Source organism: Sphingomonas sp. BK580 (assembly GCF_014194975.1).
Lineage (GTDB): Bacteria > Pseudomonadota > Alphaproteobacteria > Sphingomonadales > Sphingomonadaceae > Sphingomonas.
Genome location: NZ_JACIAY010000002.1, coordinates 642366 through 666619, shown reverse-complemented (window position 1 = coordinate 666619; position 24254 = coordinate 642366). Strand labels below are relative to the sequence as shown.

General features: G+C 66.9%; 17 protein-coding genes. 13 read left to right on the top strand and 4 right to left on the bottom strand.

Going from position 1 to position 24254, the window contains the following annotated elements; genetic code table 11:
* Positions 1-377: 377 nt before the first annotated feature.
* Entirely contained in the window at positions 378-2246 is a 1869-nt protein-coding gene (locus FHY05_RS06420; protein WP_260181242.1) for a methyl-accepting chemotaxis protein, read from the bottom strand.
* 147 nt (positions 2247-2393) lie between these two features.
* Positions 2394-4340, bottom strand: a complete 1947-nt coding sequence (locus tag FHY05_RS06415) for a FecR family protein (RefSeq protein WP_183943517.1) — start codon at positions 4338-4340, stop codon at positions 2394-2396.
* A 159-nt stretch (positions 4341-4499) separates the two neighbouring features.
* Here FHY05_RS06415 and FHY05_RS06410 point away from each other — a divergent pair, with 159 nt between their 5' ends.
* Together FHY05_RS06410 and FHY05_RS06405 are read left to right on the top strand one after the other, a co-directional pair.
* A complete protein-coding gene (locus FHY05_RS06410; protein WP_183943516.1) occupies positions 4500-6158 on the top strand; it encodes a ShlB/FhaC/HecB family hemolysin secretion/activation protein in 1659 nt (552 codons plus the stop codon).
* Between the two features lie 605 nt (positions 6159-6763).
* On the top strand, positions 6764-7567 hold the full coding sequence (locus FHY05_RS06405; RefSeq protein WP_221191017.1) for a protein-L-isoaspartate(D-aspartate) O-methyltransferase: 804 nt from the start codon (positions 6764-6766) through the stop codon (positions 7565-7567).
* Here the strand turns inward: FHY05_RS06405 and FHY05_RS06400 are convergent.
* Both FHY05_RS06400 and FHY05_RS06395 read right to left on the bottom strand, forming a co-directional pair.
* The gene (locus tag FHY05_RS06400) at positions 7528-8880 is read right to left on the bottom strand and encodes a HAMP domain-containing sensor histidine kinase (protein WP_260181241.1); all 1353 of its coding nucleotides are present in this window, start codon (positions 8878-8880) and stop codon (positions 7528-7530) included. The genes FHY05_RS06405 and FHY05_RS06400 overlap by 40 nt on opposite strands.
* Positions 8881-8929: 49 nt before the next feature.
* Positions 8930-9604: a response regulator transcription factor gene (locus FHY05_RS06395; protein WP_183925921.1), complete on the bottom strand. Its 675-nt coding sequence runs from the start codon at positions 9602-9604 to the stop codon at positions 8930-8932.
* Positions 9605-9728: 124 nt separating this feature from the next.
* Here FHY05_RS06395 and FHY05_RS06390 point away from each other — a divergent pair, with 124 nt between their 5' ends.
* From FHY05_RS06390 to FHY05_RS06340, 11 genes are all read left to right on the top strand, one after another.
* Positions 9729-10043: a PepSY domain-containing protein gene (locus tag FHY05_RS06390; RefSeq protein ID WP_183925782.1), complete on the top strand. Its 315-nt coding sequence runs from the start codon at positions 9729-9731 to the stop codon at positions 10041-10043.
* A gap of 59 nt (positions 10044-10102) precedes the next feature.
* Positions 10103-11449: a TolC family protein gene (locus FHY05_RS06385; RefSeq protein ID WP_183943514.1), complete on the top strand. Its 1347-nt coding sequence runs from the start codon at positions 10103-10105 to the stop codon at positions 11447-11449.
* Positions 11446-12489: an efflux RND transporter periplasmic adaptor subunit gene (locus tag FHY05_RS06380; protein ID WP_311731897.1), complete on the top strand. Its 1044-nt coding sequence runs from the start codon at positions 11446-11448 to the stop codon at positions 12487-12489. The genes FHY05_RS06385 and FHY05_RS06380 overlap by 4 nt, the downstream gene beginning before the upstream one ends.
* Positions 12489-15563 (top strand): efflux RND transporter permease subunit, encoded by a 3075-nt coding sequence (locus FHY05_RS06375; RefSeq protein WP_183925786.1) that lies wholly within the window; start codon positions 12489-12491, stop codon positions 15561-15563. Before FHY05_RS06380 ends, FHY05_RS06375 begins: the two co-directional genes overlap by 1 nt.
* Positions 15560-16570, top strand: a complete 1011-nt coding sequence (locus tag FHY05_RS06370) for a YncE family protein (RefSeq protein WP_183943513.1) — start codon at positions 15560-15562, stop codon at positions 16568-16570. The genes FHY05_RS06375 and FHY05_RS06370 overlap by 4 nt, the downstream gene beginning before the upstream one ends.
* Before the next feature lie 119 nt (positions 16571-16689).
* A complete protein-coding gene (locus FHY05_RS06365) occupies positions 16690-17280 on the top strand; it encodes a phosphatase PAP2 family protein (protein WP_183925790.1) in 591 nt (196 codons plus the stop codon).
* 185 nt (positions 17281-17465) lie between these two features.
* Positions 17466-17939, top strand: coding sequence for a hypothetical protein (locus FHY05_RS06360; protein ID WP_183925792.1), 474 nt, complete (start codon positions 17466-17468; stop codon positions 17937-17939).
* Positions 17940-18024: 85 nt separating this feature from the next.
* Positions 18025-18678, top strand: coding sequence for a DedA family protein (locus FHY05_RS06355; protein WP_183925794.1), 654 nt, complete (start codon positions 18025-18027; stop codon positions 18676-18678).
* Positions 18679-18792: 114 nt separating this feature from the next.
* Complete coding sequence (locus FHY05_RS06350) at positions 18793-19770, top strand: efflux RND transporter periplasmic adaptor subunit (protein ID WP_183943512.1); 978 nt, start codon at positions 18793-18795, stop codon at positions 19768-19770.
* A complete protein-coding gene (locus FHY05_RS06345; RefSeq protein WP_183943511.1) occupies positions 19770-22877 on the top strand; it encodes an efflux RND transporter permease subunit in 3108 nt (1035 codons plus the stop codon). Before FHY05_RS06350 ends, FHY05_RS06345 begins: the two co-directional genes overlap by 1 nt.
* Positions 22874-24250 (top strand): efflux transporter outer membrane subunit, encoded by a 1377-nt coding sequence (locus FHY05_RS06340; RefSeq protein ID WP_183943510.1) that lies wholly within the window; start codon positions 22874-22876, stop codon positions 24248-24250. Before FHY05_RS06345 ends, FHY05_RS06340 begins: the two co-directional genes overlap by 4 nt.
* The last annotated feature ends 4 nt before the right edge of the window (positions 24251-24254 follow it).

Here is a 24254-nt window from a genome sequence, read left to right as displayed (position 1 = left end):
CCATCGGCCGCATCCTCGACCTCTACCCACCACAGGAGTGCGCCAACTACTTCACCAACGCCGGTTACGATGCAGACTGATCGGAAACCGCTCTAGCCCGCGTCATACAGCAGGCTCAGCCGCACCACGCAAAGCGCAACAACAACGAGCCGGCGCGCACCGCGCAGCCCGCTGGCTTGTTTAAGGCACCCTCCCCGGCTTCATCCATCCCGAAGCTGGACCGCCGCACGCTCGGCAACAACAGGCTCAAGCGTGGTTCACGCCTCTCCAATGAGGAGCTCGTCGCGCGTGGCCTTGGCGAGTACGCCCCCTAGCGTCCGAACTGCGCCCCAATCTGACATCCCGGCGGAGGAGGCGTTCGTCCGGCGTAAAAAGAGTTAGAAGGCCCGCCAGTCGTCTTCGCTCGTCGCAACCTTGGCCAAAGCCGGACCGCCCTTGACGACACGAGGCAATGAACGAGCGTCCGAGGCGTTCCGCCCTACCTCCTGGCGCGGCACCATACGTGCGGACGAGGAACGTACAGGAAGACGGGTCACCTCGGCGGTACTGCCCGCGTCAAAGCGCGCCACCTCCTGCGCCATTTGATCGGCCTCTTCGGCAAGGCTACGCGCTGCGGCCGATGCCTCCTCGACCATAGCGGCATTCTGCTGTGTCACGCCGTCCATCTCCGTCACGGCTGTGGCGACCTGCTGGAGTCCCGTCGCTTGCTGATCGGCCGCAGCCGAGATGTCAGAGACCAGCGTGCTGATCTGTGCGATGCGGTCGCTAATCCGGGTCAGAGCGGCTCCGGCCTCTCCTACAAGCCCGACGCCGCTCTGCACCTGCTCGGACGATGCATTGATTTTTGCCTTCACGTCCTTGGCCGCTTCAGCGGAGCGCTGGGCGAGCGCGCGGACCTCGCTGGCAACGACAGCGAATCCCTTCCCTGCGTCTCCGGCGCGCGCTGCCTCTACGCCGGCATTGAGCGCGAGGAGATTGGTTTGAAACGCGATGCCGTCGATCACCGCGATGATCTCACCGATTTCGGAGGAAGATCGCTCGATACCGCCCATCGCCTCGACAGCGCGCTGAACCACCGAGCCCGATCTCTCAGCGTCGCGACGTGCCTCCAGCACGACGTCATTAGCACGAATAGCATTGCCTGCGGTTTCCTGCACCGTCACGGTGATCTGCTGCATCGCCGCCGCGGTTTCTTCGAGACTGGCGGCCTGCTGCTCGGTCCTACGGGACAGGTCATCCGACGCCTGCCGGATCTCGCCGGCGCCGATCTTGACCCGCTCTGCGGAGCTGCTGACACTCCTGACTACTTGGCTCAGCTGATCGACTGAGCCGTCGTACGAAGATCCGACAGCACGATACTCGTCAGGCAGTGTGGCACCGATGCGGTGGGTCAGCTTGCCCTGACCGAGAAGGTCTAGTGCCGAGGTGAGCTCCGATACGACCACCTGTTGTTCGGCAGCGGCGCGACGCTGCTGCTTAGCCGCGTCCCTGAAGGTCGCGACGCTGTTCGCCAGCTCACCAATCTCATCCTGACGGTCGAGGCCAGTCAGTGCTTGATCCAGATCGCCACCAGCCATGAGCTTCACGACATTCGACGTTGTGTCCAGCGGCAGCAGCGCACCGCGCATGAGCGCAGCGTACGCCCCAGCCATGAGTGCCAACAGCAAGACGCAGATTGAGCCCAGGATGATCAAGGCTGTCTGGACTCGAGCGTCGCTATCGGCGCCAAGTGCGGCCTTCCTCTCGGCCGCGGCACGAACGAGCGTGTCGATCTTGGCGCGATGCGCGGCATACGAGGATGATAGACGTGCGAAGCTCGCTCTCGCGGCCTGCACGTTCCCTGCCTGCACCGCCGGCAAGAAGTCCTCGTGCAGCCCGGTCCAGAATTTCTTAGCATCAGCGCCGGAGCCTTCGACCAAGGCATCGCGAAGTGAGGGGTCGAGAGTGGACGCTCGCCACTTCTGGATTGCCTGTGCGTAATCCCCTTCGAGCTGTTCCAATCGCCTGATGTGTTCGGATCGACTGCCCGCCCCGTTCAAGAGCGTCGACGCCTCAAGGTAGGGCTCAATGATGTAGGCCGGTGGAGGAAGGATGGCAGCCTGAAGGTCGTCGATCTGCTGACCCGCTTGATCGATCGGCCCGCCTACTCGGATCTGACTGACGATCAGGCCAGTTCCTGCCGACGCCAAGAGCAACACGGCAGCCATACCTGCCGTGGCGATGCGAGCCTTACTCTTGATCTTCATCAAATCTATCCAGCTAGGCAGGAGCGTAGAAGTTCATATGGGTGATGATTATTGATATTTCGTGATATCGAGTCCCTCTCGGGAACCACCACGCTGTTGTGTTGGTTACTGAGAGCTCACTGAATTTATACCTCAACGTAAATAGTTTTAGATTTTGTTTTTGTTTGCTTTATCCACCTGCTTCGCGGCGTCTTCAACGTCCTTACCTGCCTTCTTAGAGGCATCCTCGCTCGCCTTCTGCGCGGTCTTCGCGGCGTCGTCGGCGGCTTTCTGAGCATCTTTCGCAGCTTTCTCCTGCACCTTGGCGGCATCGGCAGCGGCCTTCGCGGCATCGCGCTCGGCGTCCTTGGCGGCCTTCTCCTGCTCCTTGGCGGCCTTGTCGGCGTCCTTGGCGGCTTTGTCGGCGTCCTTGGCAGCCTTGTCCGCAGCGGCCTTGGCGGCTTGGTCGGCCGCTTTCTGCGCCTGCTCCGCGGCCTTGGCCGCCTCCTGCGCCGCCTTCTGCACGGCCGCGTCGGTCAGCGTCTTCGCGGCGTCGCGCGCCGCCTTGTCACCCGCTGCCCGCGCCGCCGCTGCGGCCGCGCTGCTGGCTCCCTGCGATGCCGCCTGCGCGGCCGCCTGGGCCTTCGCGGCCTGCGCCTGTGCCGCCGCGGCAGCCTGCGTCGCTGCGGCGCTCGCGGCAGGATCAGCGCCCTGCTGCGCCTCCGCCGCTGCCTGCGCCGCTTCGGCGGCCTGCCGGGCCGCCTCTGCCGCCTCCGCCATCGTCGCGGCATTGGCTTCGGCCTGTGCCTGCGCAGCGCTCGCCGCGGCCGCCTCGGCGGCCGCCCGCGCCTGTGCTTCCGCTTCGGCCGCCTGGCTCGCCGCGAGCTGCTGCTGCGCCGCGAGCGCGTCCTGCGCGGCCTTTGCGCTCTGCTCGGCCTGCGCCATCGCAGCGGCGCGCGCCGCAGCAGCCTGCTCCTGCTCGGCACTCGCCTGTGCCGCGGCCAAAGAGGAGGCTGCGGCCGCCGCCTGGGTCGCTTCCGCTTGCTGTGCTGCCGAAGCGGCCGCCTGCTCGGCCGCCGCCTTGGCCGCTGCCGCGGCGCTTGCCTGGGTGGCACTCTTCTCCGCCGCGGCGCTAGCAACCGCCTGCTCGTTGCGCGCCGCCGCCATCTCGGCAGCAACCTCGACCGCCTTGACCGTCGTGGTCGACGCCTCGGTCGCGGTGCGGGTCGCGCTCGCCACGGCGGCGAGCGCCGCGCTGGCGCCGCCCGCAGCAGCGGTGGTACCCTGGACGAGCCCGCCGGTGGTGTCCGCCAGCGCCACCGGCGCGGCATAGACCGTCTCGCTCACCGCGACGACCGCCGGCGCATCCGCCGCCGGCGCGACGCTCGCCACCGCCGGCTCCGCCGTGATGGCGGGGGCGGCGGCGAGCGCCGTCGGCGCCGCCGCCTCGGTCGCGGCGGCAGCCGGCTCGGGCGCCGCGGCGGTCTCGACCGCGACCGGCAGCGCCGGCACCGGCACCTCCTTCGGCCGCGCCGGCGACTCGATCACGCGGCGCACGCCGTCGCGCTCGATCGCCATGCGGAAGCGGTCGTCCGCGCCGACCTGCGCGACGGCGCCCGGGGTGAGCAGGTCGTGCGCGCCGCCGTCGCTGGTGGCGACCTCGACCGCGCCCTCGATCACCTGCAGCGCGCTGCCGGCGCCGCCGACGCTGACGCTGAAGGTCGTCCCCTTCACCACCGCGGCGAGGTACGGCGTCTGCACCTCGAAGTGCGGCGTCATTTTCTTCTTGATCATGAAGACGACGTTGCCGAACTCCTCGACGATCCGCGTCATCCCCTTGGTCTCGGTCGCGGCGGGCAGCGTCAGCCGCGAGCCCGGTGCGACCAGCATGAATTCGGTGCCGCGCACCAGCACCGCGCGCGCGCCCTTGGCGGTGGTGACGGTGTCGCCCGCGGCGATTGCGCTGCCGCGGGTGGCGACCTTCGACACGCCCGCACGCGTGACCTGCACGTCGCCCATTGCCTCGCTGATCCGCCAGCCGGCGGGGCCGGCGCTCGCGGGCAGCGCGAGCCCAGCGGTGGAGGCGGCGAGCAGCGCCAGGATCGGCTTACGCATGTTATTCTCCCTCGGCCCGCCAGGCGTGCCGACTCAGCCGAGTAGAAGGAGAGCGTTGCGAACAACTTAGAGCGGATGGTTAGCGAAATGCCGCGGTCGTCGTAACCAAATCGGAACCCGCCCGCGCCTAGGCCGCCCCGCGACAACAGAGGCGTCCGCATGCGAGCACCATCCACGATTCGCCTGGCGCTGCTGGGCAGCGCCGCGCTGGCGGGCGCGCCCGCCGCGGCGCAGACCGCGCTAGACCGCGCCGACCCGACGATTGCGGCACGCGCGCTGCCGCGCCCCTCGCTCGAGCAGCCCGAGCGCGCGCGGACGACCGAGGTCGACGCCGCCAGCCGCGCCGCCGCGGGCGCGACGCTGACCCCGCCGGTGCGCGCGGTGCGCGTGCGCGGCGCGGCCGGCGTGCCCGAGTCGGCCTATGCCGCGGCGGTGTCGCCGGTGATCGGCCGCACGCTCGACCGCGCCGCGCTGGCGACGCTCGCCGGCGAGGTGGCGGGCGCGGTGCGCACGCGCGGCTATCCCTTCGCCACCGCTTCGATCGCGGCGCAGCCGATGACGGATGGCGTGCTTATGGTGGAGGTCGAGCTCGGCCGCATCGATGCGGTGCGCGTCATCGGCGCGCGCAGCGAGGCGGCGGACACGTTGCTGGTCCACGCGCTCACCGGGCGCGGCGCGGTGACGCAGAAGATGCTGGAACGCGCGCTGCTGCTGGTCGGCGACGTGCCCGGCGTGCGCGTGACCGACACGCGCTATGTCCGCCAGGACGGTTTCGGTATCCTTCTGGTGACGATCGCGAGCGACCGCGCCAGCGCCTATGCGCAGCTCGATAATCGCGGCAGCGCCGAGGTCGGTCCGGTGCGCTCCACCCTGCTCGCCAGCCTGCGCGGGCTCGCGGGCGACGGCGACGAACTGTCGCTCATCGTCGCGCAGACGCCGTTCGAGCCGAGTGAGTTCGCTTTCCTGCGCGCACGCTACGCCGCGCCGGTCGACTCGGCCGGCTCGGTGCTCGCGGTGGCAGGCTCGGTCGCGCGCTCCAACCCAGGGGCGGCGCTGGCCCCGCTCGACGTGGTCGGGCGCAGCGGCGACCTGTCGGTGAGCTACACGCGCGCGCTGGTGCGCACCCGCGCCCGCAGCCTGTGGGGCAATGCCGAGCTGCGCGCGGTGACGGTGACGCAGACGCTCCGCGGCGCGCGGTTGCGACGCGACCGGCTCGCCACCGCGACCGCCTCTCTCAACGGCCAGGCGACCGTGGCCGGCGGCACGCTGCGCGGCGAGCTCGCCGGCGTGGTCGGGCTGCCGCTCGCCGGGGTGAGCCGCGCCGGCGACGCGCTGCTGTCGCGCGCCGACGGCGACGCGCGCTTCGTGCTGGCGACATGGCAGATGGACTATACGCGCCGGCTCGGCGGGCCGTTCAGCGCGGTGCTGGCAGGCGCGGCGCAGCTCGCCTCGCGCCCTTTGCTCGCTACCGCCGAGATCGGGCTCGGCGGGCCCGGCTTCGCGCGCGGCTATGACTATGCCGAGCGCACCGGCGACCAGGGCGCGATGGCCTCGGCCGAGCTCCGCGCCGACGCCGGGCGCGTGCTGCCCGGTGTGATCGACCGCGCGCAGGGCTATGCCTTCGTCGATGGCGGGCATGTCAGCAACCTGCGCGACGGGTTCGGCGGCGGCACCCTGGCGTCGACCGGGCTGGGCGTGCGCGCCGGCGCGGGTCGACTCGACGGCATGGTCGAGGTCGCCTTCCCGCTCAACGCCGATCGGTTCGACACCGGCAACCGCCGTCCGCGTGTCTCGCTGCGGCTGTCGCGGGTGTTCTGATGCGCCAGCGTCGGCGACGCGGCCGCGTGAGCGCCTCGCTCACTAAGCTTGATCGACACACGCTGAGCAACAGCCGCCTCAAGCGAGGACCTCGCCTGTCGAACGAAGAACTGGTTGAGCGCGGCCGGAGCGAGTACGCATGATAACGTCCGTGATCGCGCCGGATGCGTATTGCCGGGATGCTTGAACTTGTGACTTTCCTGCCGTTCCCGCGTGCCATGCCTCACGGCTGCTTTCGCCCAAACTCGGCCGCTCAGGCGTGCTATCGCCCTTCTCGGAAGCGGCCATCCGTTCAGCCCGACCATTCCCGTTTCCCCATCCTCAAAGGCCAGTTTCGGGAAGAAGCAAGCGGGAACAGATTTTGGGAAAGCCGATGCTCCGACCGCCTCTCGGCGCGATTAGCAGGAAAACCGTCCCGCTATGGCTTCCCAATCGAGAATGCGTCGAGCGGTCACCTCGATGCGCTTACCGATCGGTGAGCTCTCAAACATTGGTAAATCTCATAGCCGCTGCGATCGTGGCGTAATCTCGTCGGAATTAAGCACGTTCGCGAGCTGGCACCGCCGATCTGTGTTGGCGGTGGGCCGGCGGTCGCTGATGGAGCCATGATCGGCGTGCTGATGAAGACTTTTCTGGGTCTGGTTTGCCTGACGGGTGCTTCAGCGGCCATCGCGTTCTCCGCACCGGACCGAACAGGCGAGCGTGCGCGAATGATCAGCTCGATCAAGGCAGCGGTTGCTGACGTTCCGGCACTGCGAGATGATCCCTTTTTTCGAGCAGCGGTTGCAGTCGAGGCAAAGCTTCCACGCGAGGATTTCGTACCCCGCGCTGACAAGCCGCAAGCCTACATCGGGGCACCGTTGGAAATCGGGTGGCAGCAGACGATTTCCGATCCTTACGTCATGGCGATCATGACGGCCGCAGTGCAAGTGCGGCGCAAGTCTCGCGTTCTGGAGGTCGGGACTGGCTCCGGCTACCAGGCCGCGATCCTGGCCGAGCTGGGTGCAGAGGTCTCGACGATCGAAATCGTCCCGCAGCTGGCGCGCCAGGCAGCCACGGCCTTGCGCCGGCGCGGCTATCGAAATGTCCATGCCCGGGTCGGAGACGGCTTTGCGGGCTGGCCCGAACGAGCGCCCTTCGACGCGGTGATCGTTACCGCCGGTTCTGCGAGCGTTCCAGCGCCGCTACTCGAGCAATTGCGGATAGGCGGCCGTCTGGTGATGCCGATTGGCCCCTCCACGGCGACCGAGCGGCTAGAGGTCTTTACAAAGCAGGGTGACGGTAGTGTCGTCGCGTGTTCGCTGGGTTGGGCAATGTTCGTGCCCCTAACGGGACGTGGGTATGCGCCCGATCGTCCAGGTATCGGTGATCATGGTAAGTCATGGTGCTTCGGGGCATCGGTCACCTGATCTATTGCAGACGACCGATGGAAAGTGAGCCGGACGCATAGACCCATTGCACCGTCAGGGATGGTGCAGTCCGCCTGATGCAGGGCGGCAATCGCAGCCACGAGTGCCAAGCCAAGCCCCGCGCCTTCTGTGTTGCGACTGGCATCCCGCCGGTAGAAGCGTCGAAACACCTTCTCACGTTCATCGAAGGGAATGCCGGGACCGTTGTCGCATATTTCCGCCACTGCTTCGGCACCAACGATATGCAGGCGAGAGACGATATGCGTTCCGGGCGGAGTGTGGACGATCGCGTTCTCGATCAAATTGGTGAAAAGCTGCGCGAGAAGGTCGGGGTCGCCGATGACGGTGACTCCTGCGGCATGGTGAGCAATGAACGTCTGCCCGGAGTCCTCGACCACGGGCAAATAAGCCGCATGGATACGATCGAGCAGTTCGGACAGGTCGACGGGAGCGAAGCGACGTCGCCCGACACCTCCCTCGATCGACCCGATCCGCAGCAGGGCCTCGAACGTCGCGAGCAGTCCGTTGGTCTGCTCGACGGCCGCGTCGATACTGTCGGGATCGCCGGCACCTGACGCCTGCAATCGTTCGAGCCGCTGATGGAGGCGGGTAAGTGGCGTGCGCAGATCGTGCGCGATATCCGTCGACACCTGCCGCAGAGCCTCCATCGCCGCGTCCTTCCGCTCGAGCATGCGATTGAGGTTGCGGGTTAGGTCGTCGAACTCCGGACCAAACCCGATCATCGGGAGCCGTTCCTCGCTGTCCCCATCGATGATCCGGTCGATGGAGCGATTGACCGTTGCGAGCCGACGCAGGAAGACGCGCCCCACCAGATACCCGCCGATCAATGCGAAGGCAGCGATGGCGATCCCACTCCAGATCGTGAAGCGTCCAAGCCGGTGGCGTAACTGCTGAACATCGAAGCTGTCGGTGGCCACGACGAGCAGCAACCCGTCAGGCAGTTGCGTTACCCTCGTTGCGAGACGTTCGACATGTCGCGTGCCGTCGAAATCCTCGGGCACCGTAACGCTTGCCTGACCGATCCTGGCGGCTTGCAGCGGCAGGTCGCCGGATAGCCGGTGTCCCGTTTTGTCGGTCAGGAGATATCGATAGGGCGGATCCGCGTCGCTACCCCTGTGCCGGGCGATGGCATCCGTCAGTCCCGAGAGACCCAGATCGGCATATTCCGCGGCCAGAACCGACGATTCCGCCCGAAGCATCCCATCACTGGCTTCTCGGGCGTAATAACCGATCTGCCTCTCCACGGTGAGCAACAGGGCGCCTGCGCCGAGCGCCACGACGACCGCCAGCATTAAGGCGAAGCGAAAGGCCGCGCTCCCGAACGCGGCCGGGATGCGCGACCTAACCCGCATCGATCCGGTATCCAGCGCCCCGAACCGTCTGGATCAGTTCACGTCCGAAGCCGCGATCGACCTTGGCGCGCAACCGGCTCATGTGGCTCTCGATGATGTTGGTCTTGGGATCAAAGTGAAACGACCAGACATTTTCGAGGAGCATTGTGCGGGTCACCACCTCGCCTGCGTGCAGCATCAGATATTCAAGCAGTTTCAGTTCCTGCGCCTGCAAATCCACTCGCTGACCGGCGCGCGTCACGTTGCGGCGGATGCGGTCGAGAACCAGGTCGCCGACCGCAATCGTGGCGGCGACGTCCGAGATCGGGGGGCGCCGCGCAAGCGCATTGATCCGGGCGAGCAGTTCGGTCGCCGCGAACGGTTTTGCCAGGTAGTCGTCGGCGCCGGCCTCGAGCCCTTCGACCCGGTCCTCGACGCCGTTCATGGCCGTGAGGAACAGCGCAGGTGTCCGTATCCCTGCCGCCCGGATGGCCTTGAGCGCCGGCAGGCCAGCGATGCCCGGCACCATCCGGTCAAGGATCAGAACGGCGTATTCGCTGGAAGATGCCAGGAAGATCGCGTCCTGCCCGGTCGTACAGGCGTCGACGACATGGCCTGCGCTGCTCAGTACGCGCTCCAGGTCCTCACGCGTCCCGGTATCGTCTTCAAGCAACAGGAGCTTCATTAGCTGATGATCCGGTTTCGCGCCGGAGACGGCAAGTTGGGCATAATCAATCTTGTCCTCACCTGCGGCGAAGGTTGCCGCTCCTAGAAGGGCACGCTGTAATCTGCCCCAAGGAATGTGTGTCATGAAAGACGTGCGATTGATGCTGGGTCTGCTGTCCGTCGCGGCGATGAGCGGGTCAGCCGCCGCGGCACCAACGAACCTGAAGGGACACCAGTACGCCGCTCAGGCGAAGGTCTCTCTCGCCATGGCACGGCAGACCGCACTCAAGGCGCGTCCCGGCACGATCACCGATCAGGAGCTGGAACGGGAGAAGGGCGGCAGCGGCCTGCGCTATTCCTTTGATATCACCAGCCACGGCAAGCCTTACGAGGTCGGAATCGACGCGCGAAGCGGCGTGATCCTCGAGAATGTTGCCGAAGGCAAAAACCCGGACTGACCAACATCGAGATGCCGACGCATTGGCCAGCGTCACCGGCCAGGAGGCGCGACAGAAGCATGCTGATCAGGGGGGCCAGGAAGGGCGTCCAGCCCATTTTGCTCGCAGCGTTGCTGGCGGGATGCGCGCATTATACCGCGCTTCCGCTCCCGCGAGACATACCGCTCGCGCCGTCTGTCGGCGCGCTGCAGGGTGCAGCGGAAGTTCATGGAGCGTTATCAGTCAGTGACGTCGTGACGTTGGCGCTGGCAAACAACCCGGATCTTCGCGCGGCGCGCCTGAAGCGGGGCATTGCCGAGGGGCAGGCCACGCAAGCCTCGATCCTCGCCAATCCGTCCCTGTCGGGCGCTTTCCTGCCTCTGCTTTCGGGGGCAGGCACTGTCTCGGCCTGGAATTTGGGACTGGCACAGGACATCAAGAGCCTCGTCACCTATCGCGCGCGACGCCGCGCTGCCACCGCCAGCACCCGGCAGGTCGCGGCCGATCTCGTCTGGCAGGAATGGCAGGTTGCCGGACAGGCGCGCCAGCTTGCCACCGACATCATCATCGGCACGCGCAGCCGCCCGACCTATGTCGCGGCCTACGACCTCCTGTCCGATCGCAACGGCAAGCTCGAGCGCGCCCTCGCTGCCAGAACCGTGACGCTCGTCACCGTCGCCCCGGACCGTGTCGCTCTTCAGGCGGCGCGCACGTCGCTCAACACGCTCGACCAGACGTTGCTCTCGCAGCGGCACCAGCTGAACGCCCTGCTGGGCTTGACGCCCGATGCTGTCGTGCAGCTTGCGACCGCGCCCGACCTCCCGCCGTTCGACCCCGCCGCGATCCGTACAGGGCTTGCGACGCTGCCTGATCGCCGGCCCGACCTTCTCGCACTGCGCCTCGGCTATGCAGCCGCTGACGAGCAATTGCGCGTCGCGATCCTGTCGCAGTTTCCTGACCTGATTCTTGGCGGTTCCGCGTCGAGCGACAGTTCGAAGGTCATCAACGGCGGGCCGAACGTGCAGGTCGGCTTGCCCATCTTCGATCGCAACCAGGGTAATGTCGCGATCGCCCGGGCGACGCGGGCGCAGCTTCAAGCCGATTATTCTGCGCGGCTAGCGGCCGCTACCGGTACGGTCGGCGCGCTGCTGCGCGAATATAAGCAGCTCGCGGCGCAACTGGCGATCGCGCGTCGCGATCTGCCTGCCGCCCGCATTGCCGCGTCCCGGGCACAGGCGGCGTTCGGTGCCTCCAATATCGACGAGCGGGGCTATGTCGACCTCGTCTCCAACCGCTTCGCCAAGGAAGAGGAGATCATGACCCTGGAACTCGCGCTGTTCGATCGTCAGATCGCCATACAGACGCTGGTCGGCGCGGGCCTGCCAACGATCGACTTTTCCGCCGAACAAGCGGGGAGCGGTCGGTGATACCGCCTCATCCAAGAGTATCTGCTGCTCTGCTCCTGCTTTTGGTCACGGCTTGCAGCAGCGGATCCCCCGCGCCGGATGCCAGCGATACCCCGACGCCCAGCGTTCTCGTCAACACCGTCGCACCCCGCCAGGGTGCGCTACCGGCGATCGTCACGGCTTATGGCTCCGTGGCGCCTTCCGAGATCGGCACCCGGACATTCAATGAAGCGCAGCCAGGCCAGGTGACGCGACTGTTCGTCGCTCCAGGTAGCGCCGTGAAGGCCGGACAGGCTCTTGCTATGTTCGTCACGGCGCCGACTTCGCGCAGCACCTACGAACAAGCGGTGAGCGCTCTCGCCGCAGCGCAGAAGGCGCGCGCCAGCACGGCGCAGCTGCTCGCGCAGCAGCTCGCGACAACCGATCAGCTGGTGCAGGCGGACAAGGCGGTGTCCGACGCACGGACCTCGCTCGCTGCGCTGCGCGCCGAGGGAGCTGGCACCCCTGTCCATACCATCGTGGCACCGTTTGCGGGCGTCGTCACCGCCGTCGCGGTTGCCCAGGGTGATCGCACCGCAGCGGGCGCGACCATCCTGACGGTCGCGCGATCGGGCGGGATTGTCGTCACAGTCGGGATCGATCCGTCGCAGCGCGGCGCGGTCGTTGTCGGGCAAGCGGCGTCGCTGAAGCGCTTGTCGGGCGGCGGTACGATCGAGGGCCGCGTCGTGCGGGTCGACGGCGCGTTGAATGCCGTGACCAAGATGGTCGACGTCGACCTGTCCTTCCCCGCGGGCGCACTCCTCCCGGGCGAGCCGATGCAGGTCGATATCCGCACTGGCGCGGTCAACGGATGGGTCGTGCCGCACGCGGCCGTCGTGACCGCCGGTGGCCGCCCGAGGATATTTCAGGTGCAGAGCGGCAAAGCCAAGGCGGTGCCGGTCACCATCAGACTGTCGTCGGACGCGGGCGACGTCGTGGATGGCACACTGTCTCCACAATTACCGCTGATCGTCTCCGGTGCTTATCAGGTCACCGACGGCGATGCCGTCCGGAGCCGTTGATGCTAGAGCGGCTCCTGCGCACCCAGTCGCGCGCCTTCGTCCTTGTCGGCTTGGCGTTGGCGCTCGCGGGAATCGTCGCAGCGTTGTCGTTGCCGATCGGGCTCTTCCCTCAGGTGTCGTTCCCGCGGGTCGTCGTCGATCTCGATTCCGGTAGCCGCCCCGCAGATCAGACCGCGCTGACCGTCACCCGTCCAGTCGAGGAGGCGATCCGCGCCATCCCTGGCGTAAACAACGTCCGTTCCGAAACGGCGCGCGGGACGGCGCAGATTTCGATCGACTTCGGTTGGGGGCGCGACATGATCACGAGCACGCTGCTCGTCGATACCGCGGTCGGCCGGATCCTGCCGTCGCTGCCTGCCGGCACGCAGTACAATGTCCGCCGGATGGACCCGACCGTCTTTCCGATCATCTCCTACGCCTTGGTATCCGACACGGCGGATCCAGCCCAGCTCCAGGACTTCGCACGACTTAAGATTACCCCGCTGCTGTCCTCGATCACCGGCCTTGCGAAGGTCGGTGTTCAGGGTGGTGACACCGCAGAGGTCGAGGTGCTCGCGGACCCGCAACGGCTCGCAAGCTACGGCCTGGCGATGGCGGATCTTGCGACCGCCATCCGCAACGGCAACGTGTTGAGTGCGGTCGGGCAGGTCCAGGATCGTGGTCGACTCTCGCTCGTCATCGCCGATCGCAGTGTCGCCAGCCCTGCGCAGGTAGGTGACATCGTCGTCAAGGCGGCTGCGGCGGGGGTCGTTCGGGTGCGGGATGTCGCCACCGTGCAGACCGGTGCCGTGCCCGTCTGGCAACGGATCGTCGAGGACGGAAAGCCTGCGGTGCTGTTCAACATCTACGAACAGCCGGACGGCAACGCGGTTCAGATCGCAAGGCAAGTGCAGGCGAAGCTGGCGGGTGTGAGGCTGCCGGCCGGGGTAAAGCTCGTCAACTGGTACGACCAGAGCGAGCTGGTGACCCAATCGGTCGCGAGCGTTCGTGACGCGGTGCTGATCGGCCTCGTGCTCGCCGCGCTGGTGCTCCTCCTGTTTCTGCGCAGCTGGCGCGTTACGCTCGTCGCCATCATCGTCGTGCCGGCAACGCTGGCGACCACGGTGCTGGTGCTGAGCATCCTCGGCATGAGCTTCAACATCATGATCCTCGGCGGCATCGCCGCAGCGGTCGGGTTGCTGATCGACGACGTCATCGTGATGGTCGAGCATATCGCCCGCCGCGCCGGCGAGGTGAGCCCGGATGGGGATGTCGCCGGCAACGCTGCGGTCATCCCGGCCGCGCGCGAGTTTATGGCACCGCTGACCGGATCGAGCCTGGCGACGCTGATCGTGTTCGTGCCGCTGTCCTTCCTGACCGGTGTGACCGGTGCCTTCTCCAAGGCGCTGTCAGTGACGATGGCGGCCGCGCTCGCCATCTCCTGGGCGATGACCGCCTTCGTCGTGCCAGTCCTCGTGCGATGGCTGGTAGACTTTCGCACATGGAAGGATCCCGGCGTCGCCGGTGAGGGGCGGCTCGCCGTGGTTCACGACAAGGGCCTTGATCGCCTGTCAGCCCGGCCGTGGCTGCTCATCGTCATCCTCGTGCCGCTCTTGGCGGTCGGGTATATTGGCTATTCCAAGGTGCCGACAGGCTTCATGCCAAAGGTCGACGAAGGCGGCTTCGTCATGGACTATTACACCTCGCCCGGTACGTCGCTGGACGAGAGCGGGCGTCAGGTCGGCCAGATCGACCGTCTGCTTGCCGCCAATCCGGAGGTCCTGACCTTCTCGCGGCGGCTGGGCACCGGTCTCGGCGGTGATCTCGGCCAGAGCTATCACGGCGACTATTTCGTCCGGCTGAAGCCGAACCACAGCCGCCCGACCGAAGAAGTGGCAGCCGATGTCGCCGACGAGATCGGGGTCAAGGTGCCAGGCGTTCAGGTCGAGGTCGCGCAACTCATCGAGGATCTGATCGGCGATCTCACCGCCGTCCCGCAGCCGATCGAGGTCAAGCTCTACTCGTCCGACCCAACCGTGCTCGACCCCCAGGCGAAGAAGGTCGCTGCCCTGATCGAAAAGATCGACGGCGTCGTCGAGGTGAAGGACGGCGTTCAACTGGCAGGCGATGCGCTCGATGTTCGGGTCGACCCGGTTCGCGCCGGCGTGGAAGGGGTCGTACCCGCAGACGTCGAGACACAGCTGTCGACTGCCCTGAGCGGCACTGTCGCCACATCCCTTGCCCGACCCGACAAGGCCATCGACGTGCGCGTCCGGCTTCCGCAGGCGATGACGATCAGCCAGGCCGGGCTTGCGCAACTACCCATCCGTGCCACTGATGGCCATGTATTCCCGCTGTCGCGCGTCGCGTCCATCGAGGCGGTCGTCGGACAACCGCAGATCGCCCGCGAGAACCTGGAACCGATGGTGGCCGTGACCGGTCGTATCCAGGGACGCGGGATCGGTGCGGCCGTCGCCGACGTGACCAAGGCCCTCGACCAGCCAGGCGTACTGGCACCCGGCATCCGCTACGAGCTGGGTGGTCTCTATCAGCAGCAACAGATCGCCTTCGCTGGACTCATCAAGGTGTTCGGCGCAGCGCTCGTCGCCGAGCTGGTGTTGCTCCTTGTGCTTTACCGGCGGTTCTGGCTGCCCGTCATCATCATCGGCTGCTCGCTCCTGTCGACCACGGCCGTGTTCACCGCTCTGTGGCTCGCCGGCGTCGACCTCAACATCACCGCGCTGATGGGCATGACGATGATCATCGGCATCGGCACCGAGATGGCGATCTTCTACGTCTCCGAGTTTGAGGAACTCTGCCGCACCATGCCGCCCGTCGTCGCGACGCGCGAGGCAAGCCGCAACCGCCTGCGTCCGATCACGATGACGACGCTGGCGGCGATCCTGACGCTCCTGCCGCTCGCCCTCGCGATCGGCCAAGGCTCAGGCATCCAGCAGCCGCTCGCGATAGCGATCATCGCCGGCCTGTTGCTGCAATATCCGCTCGTCCTCCTGGCAATGCCGATCCTCGTTCGGCTGACCCTACCGCATTCCGACCATGATCCTGCCATTTCAGCACAGGGAACTGCACAATGAAGAGGGTACTGACAACTGCGACCTTGGCGCTGACCTCCTTCGCTGCGGCGGGGGCTGCCCCGCCGGTGCCGGCGTATCGCGTCGCGGCTACCATTTCGGGTCCGGACGGCGGGGGATGGGACTATGCCCGCGTCGATCCAGTCGATCACCGCCTCTACATCGCCCGGTCGACGTCGGTCACCGTCATCGATACCAGACGTGAGCGGGCAGTCGGATCGATCGGCACGATCGCGCACGGTCATGCGGTCGTACCGCTTCCCGGCGGGCGCCTCATGGCAACGAGCGGGGACGATGCCTCGGTCCGCTTTCTTTCAACCTCCGATGGTCGCGAACTCGGTCGTGTAGCGGTCGGCGATAAACCCGATGCTGCGATCGTCTCGGCTGACGGCAAGACTGGCTTCGTGATGAATGCCAAGGCCGGCTCGGTATCGATCATCGACACGGCAGCGATGCGGACGTTGCGCACTGTGCAGCTCAAGCCGGGCCTTGAGTATGCCGCGTTGACGCCGGACGGTATGCTGTTCGTCAATGACGAAGACGCAAACGAGATCGAGGTTGTAGACATCCGGCGTGGCACGGCCGCCGCGCCGATCGCCCTGCCAGGATGCGCCGAGCCGTCTGGCCTCGCCTATGACGCGAAGACGGATCGCCTCATTGCTGCGTGTGCCAACGGCAAGGCGGCCATCGTCACTGGCTCGAGCCGCAAACTTTCGCAGCTAGTCGACATCGGCGTAGGCCCAGATGCCGTTATTCTGGATTCACAGCGTCGCTTGGCGTTCATTCCCTGCGGCAAGGACGGAGTGCTGGACGTTCTTTCACTCGAAGGCACCGTCGTGAAGCGCGTGGGCCGTATCAAGACTGCGGTGGGTGCGCGGACGGGGGCGCTCGATGCAGACGGCGGTGCCATCTACTTGCCGACAGCATCGTTTGGCCTGCCGGCCAAACCTGGCGCCCGCCCGGTCGCAACGCCTGGCACGTTCAAGGTCTTGGTCGTGAAGCCGGCGTGACGGGACCACATGGAATAAGTCGAGCAACTGTCCCCATACGGATTCTAAACGGGGGGGCACTGCTCGCGCTGGCCGCAGGGCTTCTACTCGTCGTCGCGTCGCTCTTCATGACAGGCCGGGTGACGGGTCTCGATGCGGCCATTCTCATGTGGGTGCGCGAGCGCACCGGCGATCATGGTTGGCTGATTGCCATTTCGCGTGTCGTGACGGTGATGGGGAACAATGTCACCCTGTGGATCGCGACTACGGTCGCGATCGCAGTGTACGCGGTGAGGCGACGCTGGCAGTGGTGCGCCTACCTCGCATGCACGACCGCAGGCGGGGCTGTCATCATCAGTGCCATCAAGGCGGCGGTGGGTCGACCCAGGCCGATGGTAGTCTCGCATCTCGTGCGTGTTCAGACTGCAAGCTTTCCAAGCGGACACGCCATGGACTCCGCCTTCGTCTATGGCTCGATAGCTATTGCCATTGTGGCAGGCGCTGGTGGCGGACGTCGATGGGATCTGGCGGTAATTGCTGCCATGCTTCTGGTGTTTGCTATCGGTGCGTCGCGGATCGTCCTTGGCGTCCACTGGCCAACGGATGTTGCAGCTGGCTGGGCAGTTGGCTTGTGCTGGACGGCCGCCGTTACAAAGGTCTTCGCCCGACGGATTCGCGGAGGGTCACAAACCTTCGGCAAGCAGACGCTGCGCTTGAGCGAACCCAAGTGAGCTGGCTGGCACGTTTCTTTGGAAGTTGGCGCGAACATGGTGGGCGCGATCGGTCGGAGCGAGCCGGCAGACACGTCCGGCAAGATGAAAGCTGCCCCAGCCAACGGGGCATGGATCCTGCGCACTCCCGAAGCCAAACTGTACCGACTGGATCAAACCTCGCTGCGCAAGGATGCCGTCATTTGGTGCGACATGGCGACGGCCCGGATGGCGCACGTCGGCAACCATGCCCGCCGACGCACTACCTCGCCATCGGCAAGCCGGGCGATCGCCGGGGCTATGTCACCGCTATCCGGGCCTTTGCGCTCAGCGGGAAGCTGGGTGATCGCCTGACGATGATCGGCTATGGTCGACACCGGCGCCGGCTCGAGCATTGGGCAAGGGCGCTGGGCATCGACGCAATCGTTGCATTCTCGTCAGTCGATCTGCCCCCCAACCTCGATGTGAGCTTGTTCGATGCCTTGATCCTCGTTTCGTACGAGCCTGAGCGTCTCTCCTCACTAGTGCGAACCGCTGTCGAACTTGATCTCGCGGTTGTGTTCCCCGACGATCACGCTGACGTGCTCGCCATCACGTCGCGGACGCAAACGTCGTATACGGCAACGCCATACGACAGTTTGTCCTACGGTCTTGCACTTTCGCAGATATCTGCGGCGTGATGCTCTCACATCCGATCCGCCTGGATAGCGCCGTCACCCGGCTGTCAGCGCTCGATGATCGCGATCCCCGCACAGGAATTTCAATATGACTGCGATCAGCAACCTGGTTGCAACGTTGGCCGGCTGCATCGTCGCCGCGATCGCTGCGACCGGATATATTGGCATCATCGGTTTGATGGCTCTCGAAAGCGCCTGCATCCCGCTGGCGTCTGAAATCATCATGCCGTTCAGCGGTTATCTGGTCTCGACCGGTCGCCTGGACCTTTGGCTGGTAGCGATTGCGGGAGCGGTCGGCTGTAATATCGGATCAGCTCTTGCGTATGAGGCGGGGCGCCGCGGTGGCCGTCCCATGGTCGAGCGTTACGGACGTTGGCTCCTGCTCACACCCGAGGATCTTGACCGATCGGAACGGTTTTTCGAGCGCTTCGGCGGTGCGGCTGTTCTGATAGGTCGGATGTTGCCGGGCATCCGCTCGTTTATCGCGCTGCCTGCGGGGATCGCCCGGATGCCGTTGCTGCGCTTTCACCTCTGCACCTTCATAGGGTCACTGCCTTGGTGCCTCGGGCTGGCCTATGCCGGCCAGGTGCTCGGGAGCCGCTGGAACACAGACCCAAGATTGTCGGCCTGGTTTCACAAGATCGACTTGTTCCTGCTGGGCGCGATCGTGCTGGCGGCAATATGGTTCGTCCGACGTCGCCTGACGGGGGTGCGAACTTCACGCGCCACAGAAACCGAATAAAAGTCGGGGTGACCTCGGGACTCCTCGTCTGCAACCAGAGCGGGGTGCCGCTACATTGGGGCTTTGTATAGTCGGCTCCAGCAGCGCCCACTCTTTCGTGACTAAGCCGTCACGATGCGCCACACTTTCCTTCTGATCCCGATCCTGCTTGCCGGTTGCGGCGAGAAGGCTGCGAAGCCGCCCGTACCGCCCGCTCATGCCGAGACGATGGCGCACGAAAGCGAGCTGCTGAAGCTGACGCTGACGCCCGAAGCGCAACATCGCTTGGGCATCGGCCTGGTGCGCGTCGGCGGAGGATCGGCCACGGCGACGCGCGAGGTGGCCGGCGAAATCGTGGTCCCGCCGATCAGCGCCAATGGTGTGCCGGTCAACTCGACGATCAATCTCCAACAGATCGGCAGCCAGCAGGCCGGGGCTGATGCCGAACTGGCGCGCGCATCGGCGCAGGCTCGCCTCGCCCGGATCGCGCTCGGTCGGGCCGAGAGCCTGGTGCGCGAGGAAGCCGGCAGTGTCCGGGCGCGCGACGAAGCCGCAGCAGCCCTCGCAGCAGCGCAGGCGGCGCTAGGCGCGGCACGTCAGCAGCGCCGTTTGCTTGGGCCTGCCGTCGCCTCGCTCGGCTCGCAAGCGGTGCTGTGGGTCCGTGCGTCCGTGTTCGGCAGTGACATGGGGAATGTGCGTCGGGAGACCGCCGCGATGGTCCGCACGCTCGGCGAGGCCGGCGCGCCACACAGCGCCCGTCCGGTGCAGGCGCCGCCATCCGCCAACACCGTCGCGGGCACCGTCGACCTGTATTACGCCGTCGACAATCGTGACCGTACCTTCCGCGTAGGCCAACGTGTCGCCGTTGACCTGCCGCTCGCGGGGCAGACCGAAGGACTGTCGGTGCCGTCCACTGCGATCCTGCGCGACATTCATGGCGGCGAGTGGGTCTATCAGAAGACCGCGCCCGACACCTTCGTCCGCCAGCGTGTCGAGGTGGCATCGGAAAGCGGCGGACGGGCGCTGCTCGCGCGCGGCCTGTCCGCCGGGGCGCACGTCGTGACCGATGGCGCGGCGGAACTGTTCGGCACCGAGTTCGGGGCGGCGCACTGATGCTCGGCCGGCTCGTCCGTTTCGCACTGGCGCAGCGCGTCCTCGTCCTCGCGCTCGCCGCGCTGCTGGTGGTGCTCGGGGTCCGCGCCGGGCGCGACGTGCCGCTCGACGTGTTTCCCGAGTTCGCCCCGCCATTGGTGGAAATCCAGACCGAGGCACCTGGCCTATCGACCGAGGAAGTCGAGAGCCTGGTCACGGTGCCGATCGAGACCGCGGTCAATGGCGTCCCCGGCCTGATGACGCTGCGATCCAAATCGGTGTTGGGCCTGTCGTCGGTCCAGATCCTGTTCGAGCGCGGGTCCGACGTGATCCGCGCACGGCAGATGGTCGGGGAGAGGATCGCGCAAGTGCAGCCGCGTCTGCCGCTCGCGGCGCGCCAACCGGTGCTGATGCCGCCGCTGTCCTCGACCAGTCGCGCGATGAAGGTCGGACTGTCGTCGACGAAGCTCGACCAGATGCAGTTATCCGAGCTAGTGCGCTGGACGATCCGGCCGCGATTGATGGCGGTCCCCGGCGTCGCCAATGTCGCGGTCTGGGGGCAGCGCGACCGGCAGTTGCAGGTGCTGGTCGATCCCGATCGTCTGCGCGCGGCCGGCGTGACGCTGGCGGAGGTGCGCGCGGCAGTGGGCGAAGCGGTTCTGGTCGGGGGCGGCGGGTTCGTCGACACACCCAACCAGCGGCTTGCGGTTCAGCAGGCGGGCACCGTCCAGACTGCGGCCGACCTCGCCCGAGCGATCGTCAAGCAGGCGGGCGAAGCGCCGGTTCGGATCGGCGATGTCGCGCGCGTGGTCGATGGCTTCAACGCGCCGATCGGCAACGCCATCATCGACGACGGCCCCGGCATCATGCTGATCGTCGAGAAACAGCCCACCGCCAACACGCTGGAGCTGACCCGCGCGGTCGAGGCCGCGTTCGCCGAGCTGAAGCCCGGCCTCAAGGACGTGAAGGTCGATACGACCATCTTCCGGCCGGCGACCTTCATCGAACGCTCGATCGACAATCTCACCCGTGCGCTGATGATCGGCTGCGCGCTGGTGGCGGCGGTGCTGTTCCTGTTCACCCGCGACTGGCGACAGGCGACGATCAGCCTGGTTGCGATCCCGCTTTCGCTGCTCGGCGCGGGACTGATGCTGCTGTGGTCGGGTGCGACGATCAACGTGATGATAATCGCCGGCCTCGTGATCGCGCTGGGCGAAGTGGTTGACGATGCGATCATCGACGTGGAGAATATCGCGCGTCGCCTGCGGCTGAACCGCGAGGCCGCCGATCCGAAGCCCGCGTTTGCGGTGGTGCTGGCCGCGTCGCTGGAAGTGCGCTCGGCAGTAGTGTTCGCCTCGCTGATCGTGATGCTGGTGTTCGTGCCCATCTTCTTCCTCGGCGGGGTCGCGGGCACCTTCTTCCAGCCGCTCGCCATCGCCTATGTGCTGGCGATCGGCATGTCACTGCTGGTCGCGCTGACCGTCACGCCGGCGATGTGCCTGCTGCTCCTGCCGAGCGCACCGCTGACCGGGGAGCGCGACACCCGCATCGTCGCCGCACTGAAGCGCCGCTATGTCGGCTTCCTGCCGCGCGTCGTCGGACGGCCGGCGCTGGCGGTCGGGATTGTCGCGAGCGGTCTGCTGCTGGCGGGTGTCGGCTATGCGACCTTCAAGGACCAGTTCCTTCCCGACTTCCGCGAAACCGACTTCCTGATGCACTTCGTCGAGAAGCCGGGCACCTCGATCGAGGCGATGGACCGGATCACGATCCGCGCCTCTAAGGAGCTGCGCAGCATCCCCGGCATACGCAACTTCGGCGCGCATATCGGTCGCGCCGAGCAGGCCGACGAGGTGGTCGGTCCAAACTTCACCGAATTGTGGATCAGCCTCGATGAGAATGCCGATTACGATGCGTCGGTGAAGCGGATTAAGGAGGTGGTCGAGGGCTATCCCGGCCTCTACCGCGACGTGCTGACCTACCTACGCGAGCGGATCAAGGAGGTGCTGACCGGTGCCGGCGCGACGATCGTCGTCCGCATCTACGGCCCCGACCAGACCGAGCTGCGCGCGGCCGGCGCACGGGTTCGCGATGCGATAAGCGGTATTCCGGGCGTCTCCGACCTGAAGCTGGAATCCCAGGTGCTGGTCCCGCAAATCCGCATCCGTCCGCGGCCTGCCGAACTGGCGCGGCTCGGCCTGACCGCGGGCGAGGTCCGCCGTCAGGCGCAGATACTGGTCGCGCAGGCCAAGGTCGGCGAAATCTATCGCGATCAGCGCGCGTTCGACGTCGCGGTGTGGGGCGAGCCGCGGGTGCGGAACAGCGTCCATGCGCTCCGCGACCTGATGATCCAGGCACCCGTCACCGGCGCGCCGGTGCGGCTCGGCGATATCGCCGATATCGAGATCGCTCCCGCGCCCAACGAGGTGAAGCGCGAGAACGGCCAGCGTCGGCTAGACGTGACGATGAACGTCGCAGGCGCGGACCTCGGCACGGTCGCACAGGCGGTCGACGCCGCGGTCGCGAAGGTGCCGTTCGCGACCGGCTATCACCCGCAGGTGCTGGGCGAATATGCCGCGCTGAAGGAATCGCGCAGCCGGTTGTGGAGCATCGGTGCGCTCTGCCTCGTCGGCATCCTGCTGCTGGTATGGATGGAGTTCCGCTCGCGCCGCATCACGGCGCTGGTCGCCGTCAGCCTGCCGTTCGCGCTGGTCGGGGGTGTGATGGCGGTCGCGCTGACCGGGGGCACGCTGTCGCTGGGGTCGCTGGTCGGGTTCGTCACCGTCATCGGCATCGCCGCGCGTAACGGCATCATGCTCCTGTCGCATTACCAGCATCTCGAACGGCATGAGGGGATGACCTTCGGCCGCGAACTGGTGCTGCGCGGGGCCGAGGAACGTCTGGTGCCGATCCTCATGACCGCCGCCTGCGCCGGCCTCGCGCTGGTCCCGCTGATCGTCGCCGGCAACGCGCCGGGGCACGAGATCGAGCATCCGATGGCGATCGTGATCCTCGGCGGCCTCATCTCGTCGACCGCGCTCAACCTGCTGCTGCTGCCTGCGCTCTATGCCCGCTATGGCGAGGAACGCGCCGTGCCGCCTGCTGCCGCACACAAGGAGGCGCTGGCATGATCCGCCGCCTGGCCCCCGCCGCAGCCCTACTCGCATCCGCCTGCATGAGCGTGCCCAAGCCGCCGCCCACCGTGGCGCCGGACAGCGCCACCGGGGCCTTCGCGTCGCTTCCGGTGGCCTCGATCGCGCCGGTGCCCGACGACTGGTGGCGGCTCTATGACGATCCCGTGCTCGACGGACTGGTGCGCTCGGCATTGGCTGCTAACGCCGATCTGCGCGTCGCCTATGCCAATCTCGACGGCGCACGCGCGGCCTTGCGACAGGCACGGGCGGCGCGGCTGCCGCAGACGACGATCGAGAGCGCGCTTGGAGTCGACAACCCCGCCGGACAGCCGAGCGCGTCGGGTAATGTCCCGACGACAGACTACGATATCGCCGCGACCGCGAGCTGGGATCTCGACCTGTTCGGCCGGCTTCGCTCGGCCGCGACTGCGGCGGGGGCGGACGCGGAGGCCCAGGCGGCCGTCGTCGACGGCTTGCGCGTCGCGGTCGTCGCCGACACCGTGCTGGCCTATGTCGACCTGTGCGGATCGAGCCGCGCCATCGCCACCGCGCGCGAGGTCGCTGCGGCGCAGGATCGGTCGGTCGGGCTGGTCCGTGAACAGCTTCGCGCGGGCGAGGTGTCGCCGCTGGAGGTGTCGCAGGTCGCGACGATCGCCGCCGCCACCCGCGCCGCCATCGCGCCATTCGAGGCACAGCGCGCTAATGCGCTGTATCGACTTGCGACGCTGCAGGGTCGCCCCCCCGCCGAGGCGCGCGCCTGGCGCTTCGCCTGCACCGCTGCGCCTCGCCTGCGCGGGGCGGCACCGGTCGGCGACGGGACCGCGTTGCTGTTGCGCCGCCCCGACGTGCGCGAGGCGGAGCGCCGCCTTGCCGCCGCGGCCGCACGGATCGGCGTGGCACGCGCGGACCTCTATCCGCGGGTCAATCTGGGCGCGGCTGTCGGGTTGCTGTCCGGCGGGATCAGCGCGGCGGTGACGCCGCTCGTCAGCTGGGCCTTTCCCAACCAGGCACCGGCACGCGCAAGGCTGGAACAGGCCCGCGCTACCGAGCGCTCGGCGCTGGCCGGATGGGACGTGGCGGCGCTGCGCGCGCTGCGCGAGGTCGAGACGGCGCTGGCGACCTACGACGCCGAGACCCGGCGCAACCGCGATCTGGCGACCGCCTCGCGCGAGGCGCAGGCCTATGCGCGGCGCGCGGTTGCCCGGGTCCGCCTCGGCGACGCACCCGGTCTGCTCCAGGTCGACGCGCAGCGAGCAACCGCATCGGCGACGTTGCAACAGGTCCAGTCCGATCTGGCGGTGTCTCAAACCGAGGTCGCTCTCTTCCGCGCTTTGGGCGGCGGTTGGCGAACTGACGCTGCTACGCGATAGTCGC

What these genes read in the sequence shown, in the direction of transcription:
- FHY05_RS06400 (WP_260181241.1), bottom strand. Translation starts at nt 8,880, where the DNA reads ATGCTGGCGGTCGTCGTGGCGCTCGGCGCAGGCGCCCTGTTGCTCACC.
- FHY05_RS06415 (WP_183943517.1), bottom strand. Translation starts at nt 4,340, where the DNA reads ATGCGTAAGCCGATCCTGGCGCTGCTCGCCGCCTCCACCGCTGGGCTC.
- FHY05_RS06390 (WP_183925782.1), top strand. Translation starts at nt 9,729, where the DNA reads ATGAAAGACGTGCGATTGATGCTGGGTCTGCTGTCCGTCGCGGCGATG.
- FHY05_RS06340 (WP_183943510.1), top strand. Translation starts at nt 22,874, where the DNA reads ATGATCCGCCGCCTGGCCCCCGCCGCAGCCCTACTCGCATCCGCCTGC.
- FHY05_RS06355 (WP_183925794.1), top strand. Translation starts at nt 18,025, where the DNA reads ATGACTGCGATCAGCAACCTGGTTGCAACGTTGGCCGGCTGCATCGTC.
- FHY05_RS06410 (WP_183943516.1), top strand. Translation starts at nt 4,500, where the DNA reads ATGCGAGCACCATCCACGATTCGCCTGGCGCTGCTGGGCAGCGCCGCG.
- FHY05_RS06345 (WP_183943511.1), top strand. Translation starts at nt 19,770, where the DNA reads ATGCTCGGCCGGCTCGTCCGTTTCGCACTGGCGCAGCGCGTCCTCGTC.
- FHY05_RS06350 (WP_183943512.1), top strand. Translation starts at nt 18,793, where the DNA reads ATGCGCCACACTTTCCTTCTGATCCCGATCCTGCTTGCCGGTTGCGGC.
- FHY05_RS06370 (WP_183943513.1), top strand. Translation starts at nt 15,560, where the DNA reads ATGAAGAGGGTACTGACAACTGCGACCTTGGCGCTGACCTCCTTCGCT.
- FHY05_RS06375 (WP_183925786.1), top strand. Translation starts at nt 12,489, where the DNA reads ATGCTAGAGCGGCTCCTGCGCACCCAGTCGCGCGCCTTCGTCCTTGTC.
- FHY05_RS06420 (WP_260181242.1), bottom strand. Translation starts at nt 2,246, where the DNA reads ATGAAGATCAAGAGTAAGGCTCGCATCGCCACGGCAGGTATGGCTGCC.
- FHY05_RS06405 (WP_221191017.1), top strand. Translation starts at nt 6,764, where the DNA reads ATGATCGGCGTGCTGATGAAGACTTTTCTGGGTCTGGTTTGCCTGACG.
- FHY05_RS06395 (WP_183925921.1), bottom strand. Translation starts at nt 9,604, where the DNA reads ATGAAGCTCCTGTTGCTTGAAGACGATACCGGGACGCGTGAGGACCTG.
- FHY05_RS06385 (WP_183943514.1), top strand. Translation starts at nt 10,103, where the DNA reads ATGCTGATCAGGGGGGCCAGGAAGGGCGTCCAGCCCATTTTGCTCGCA.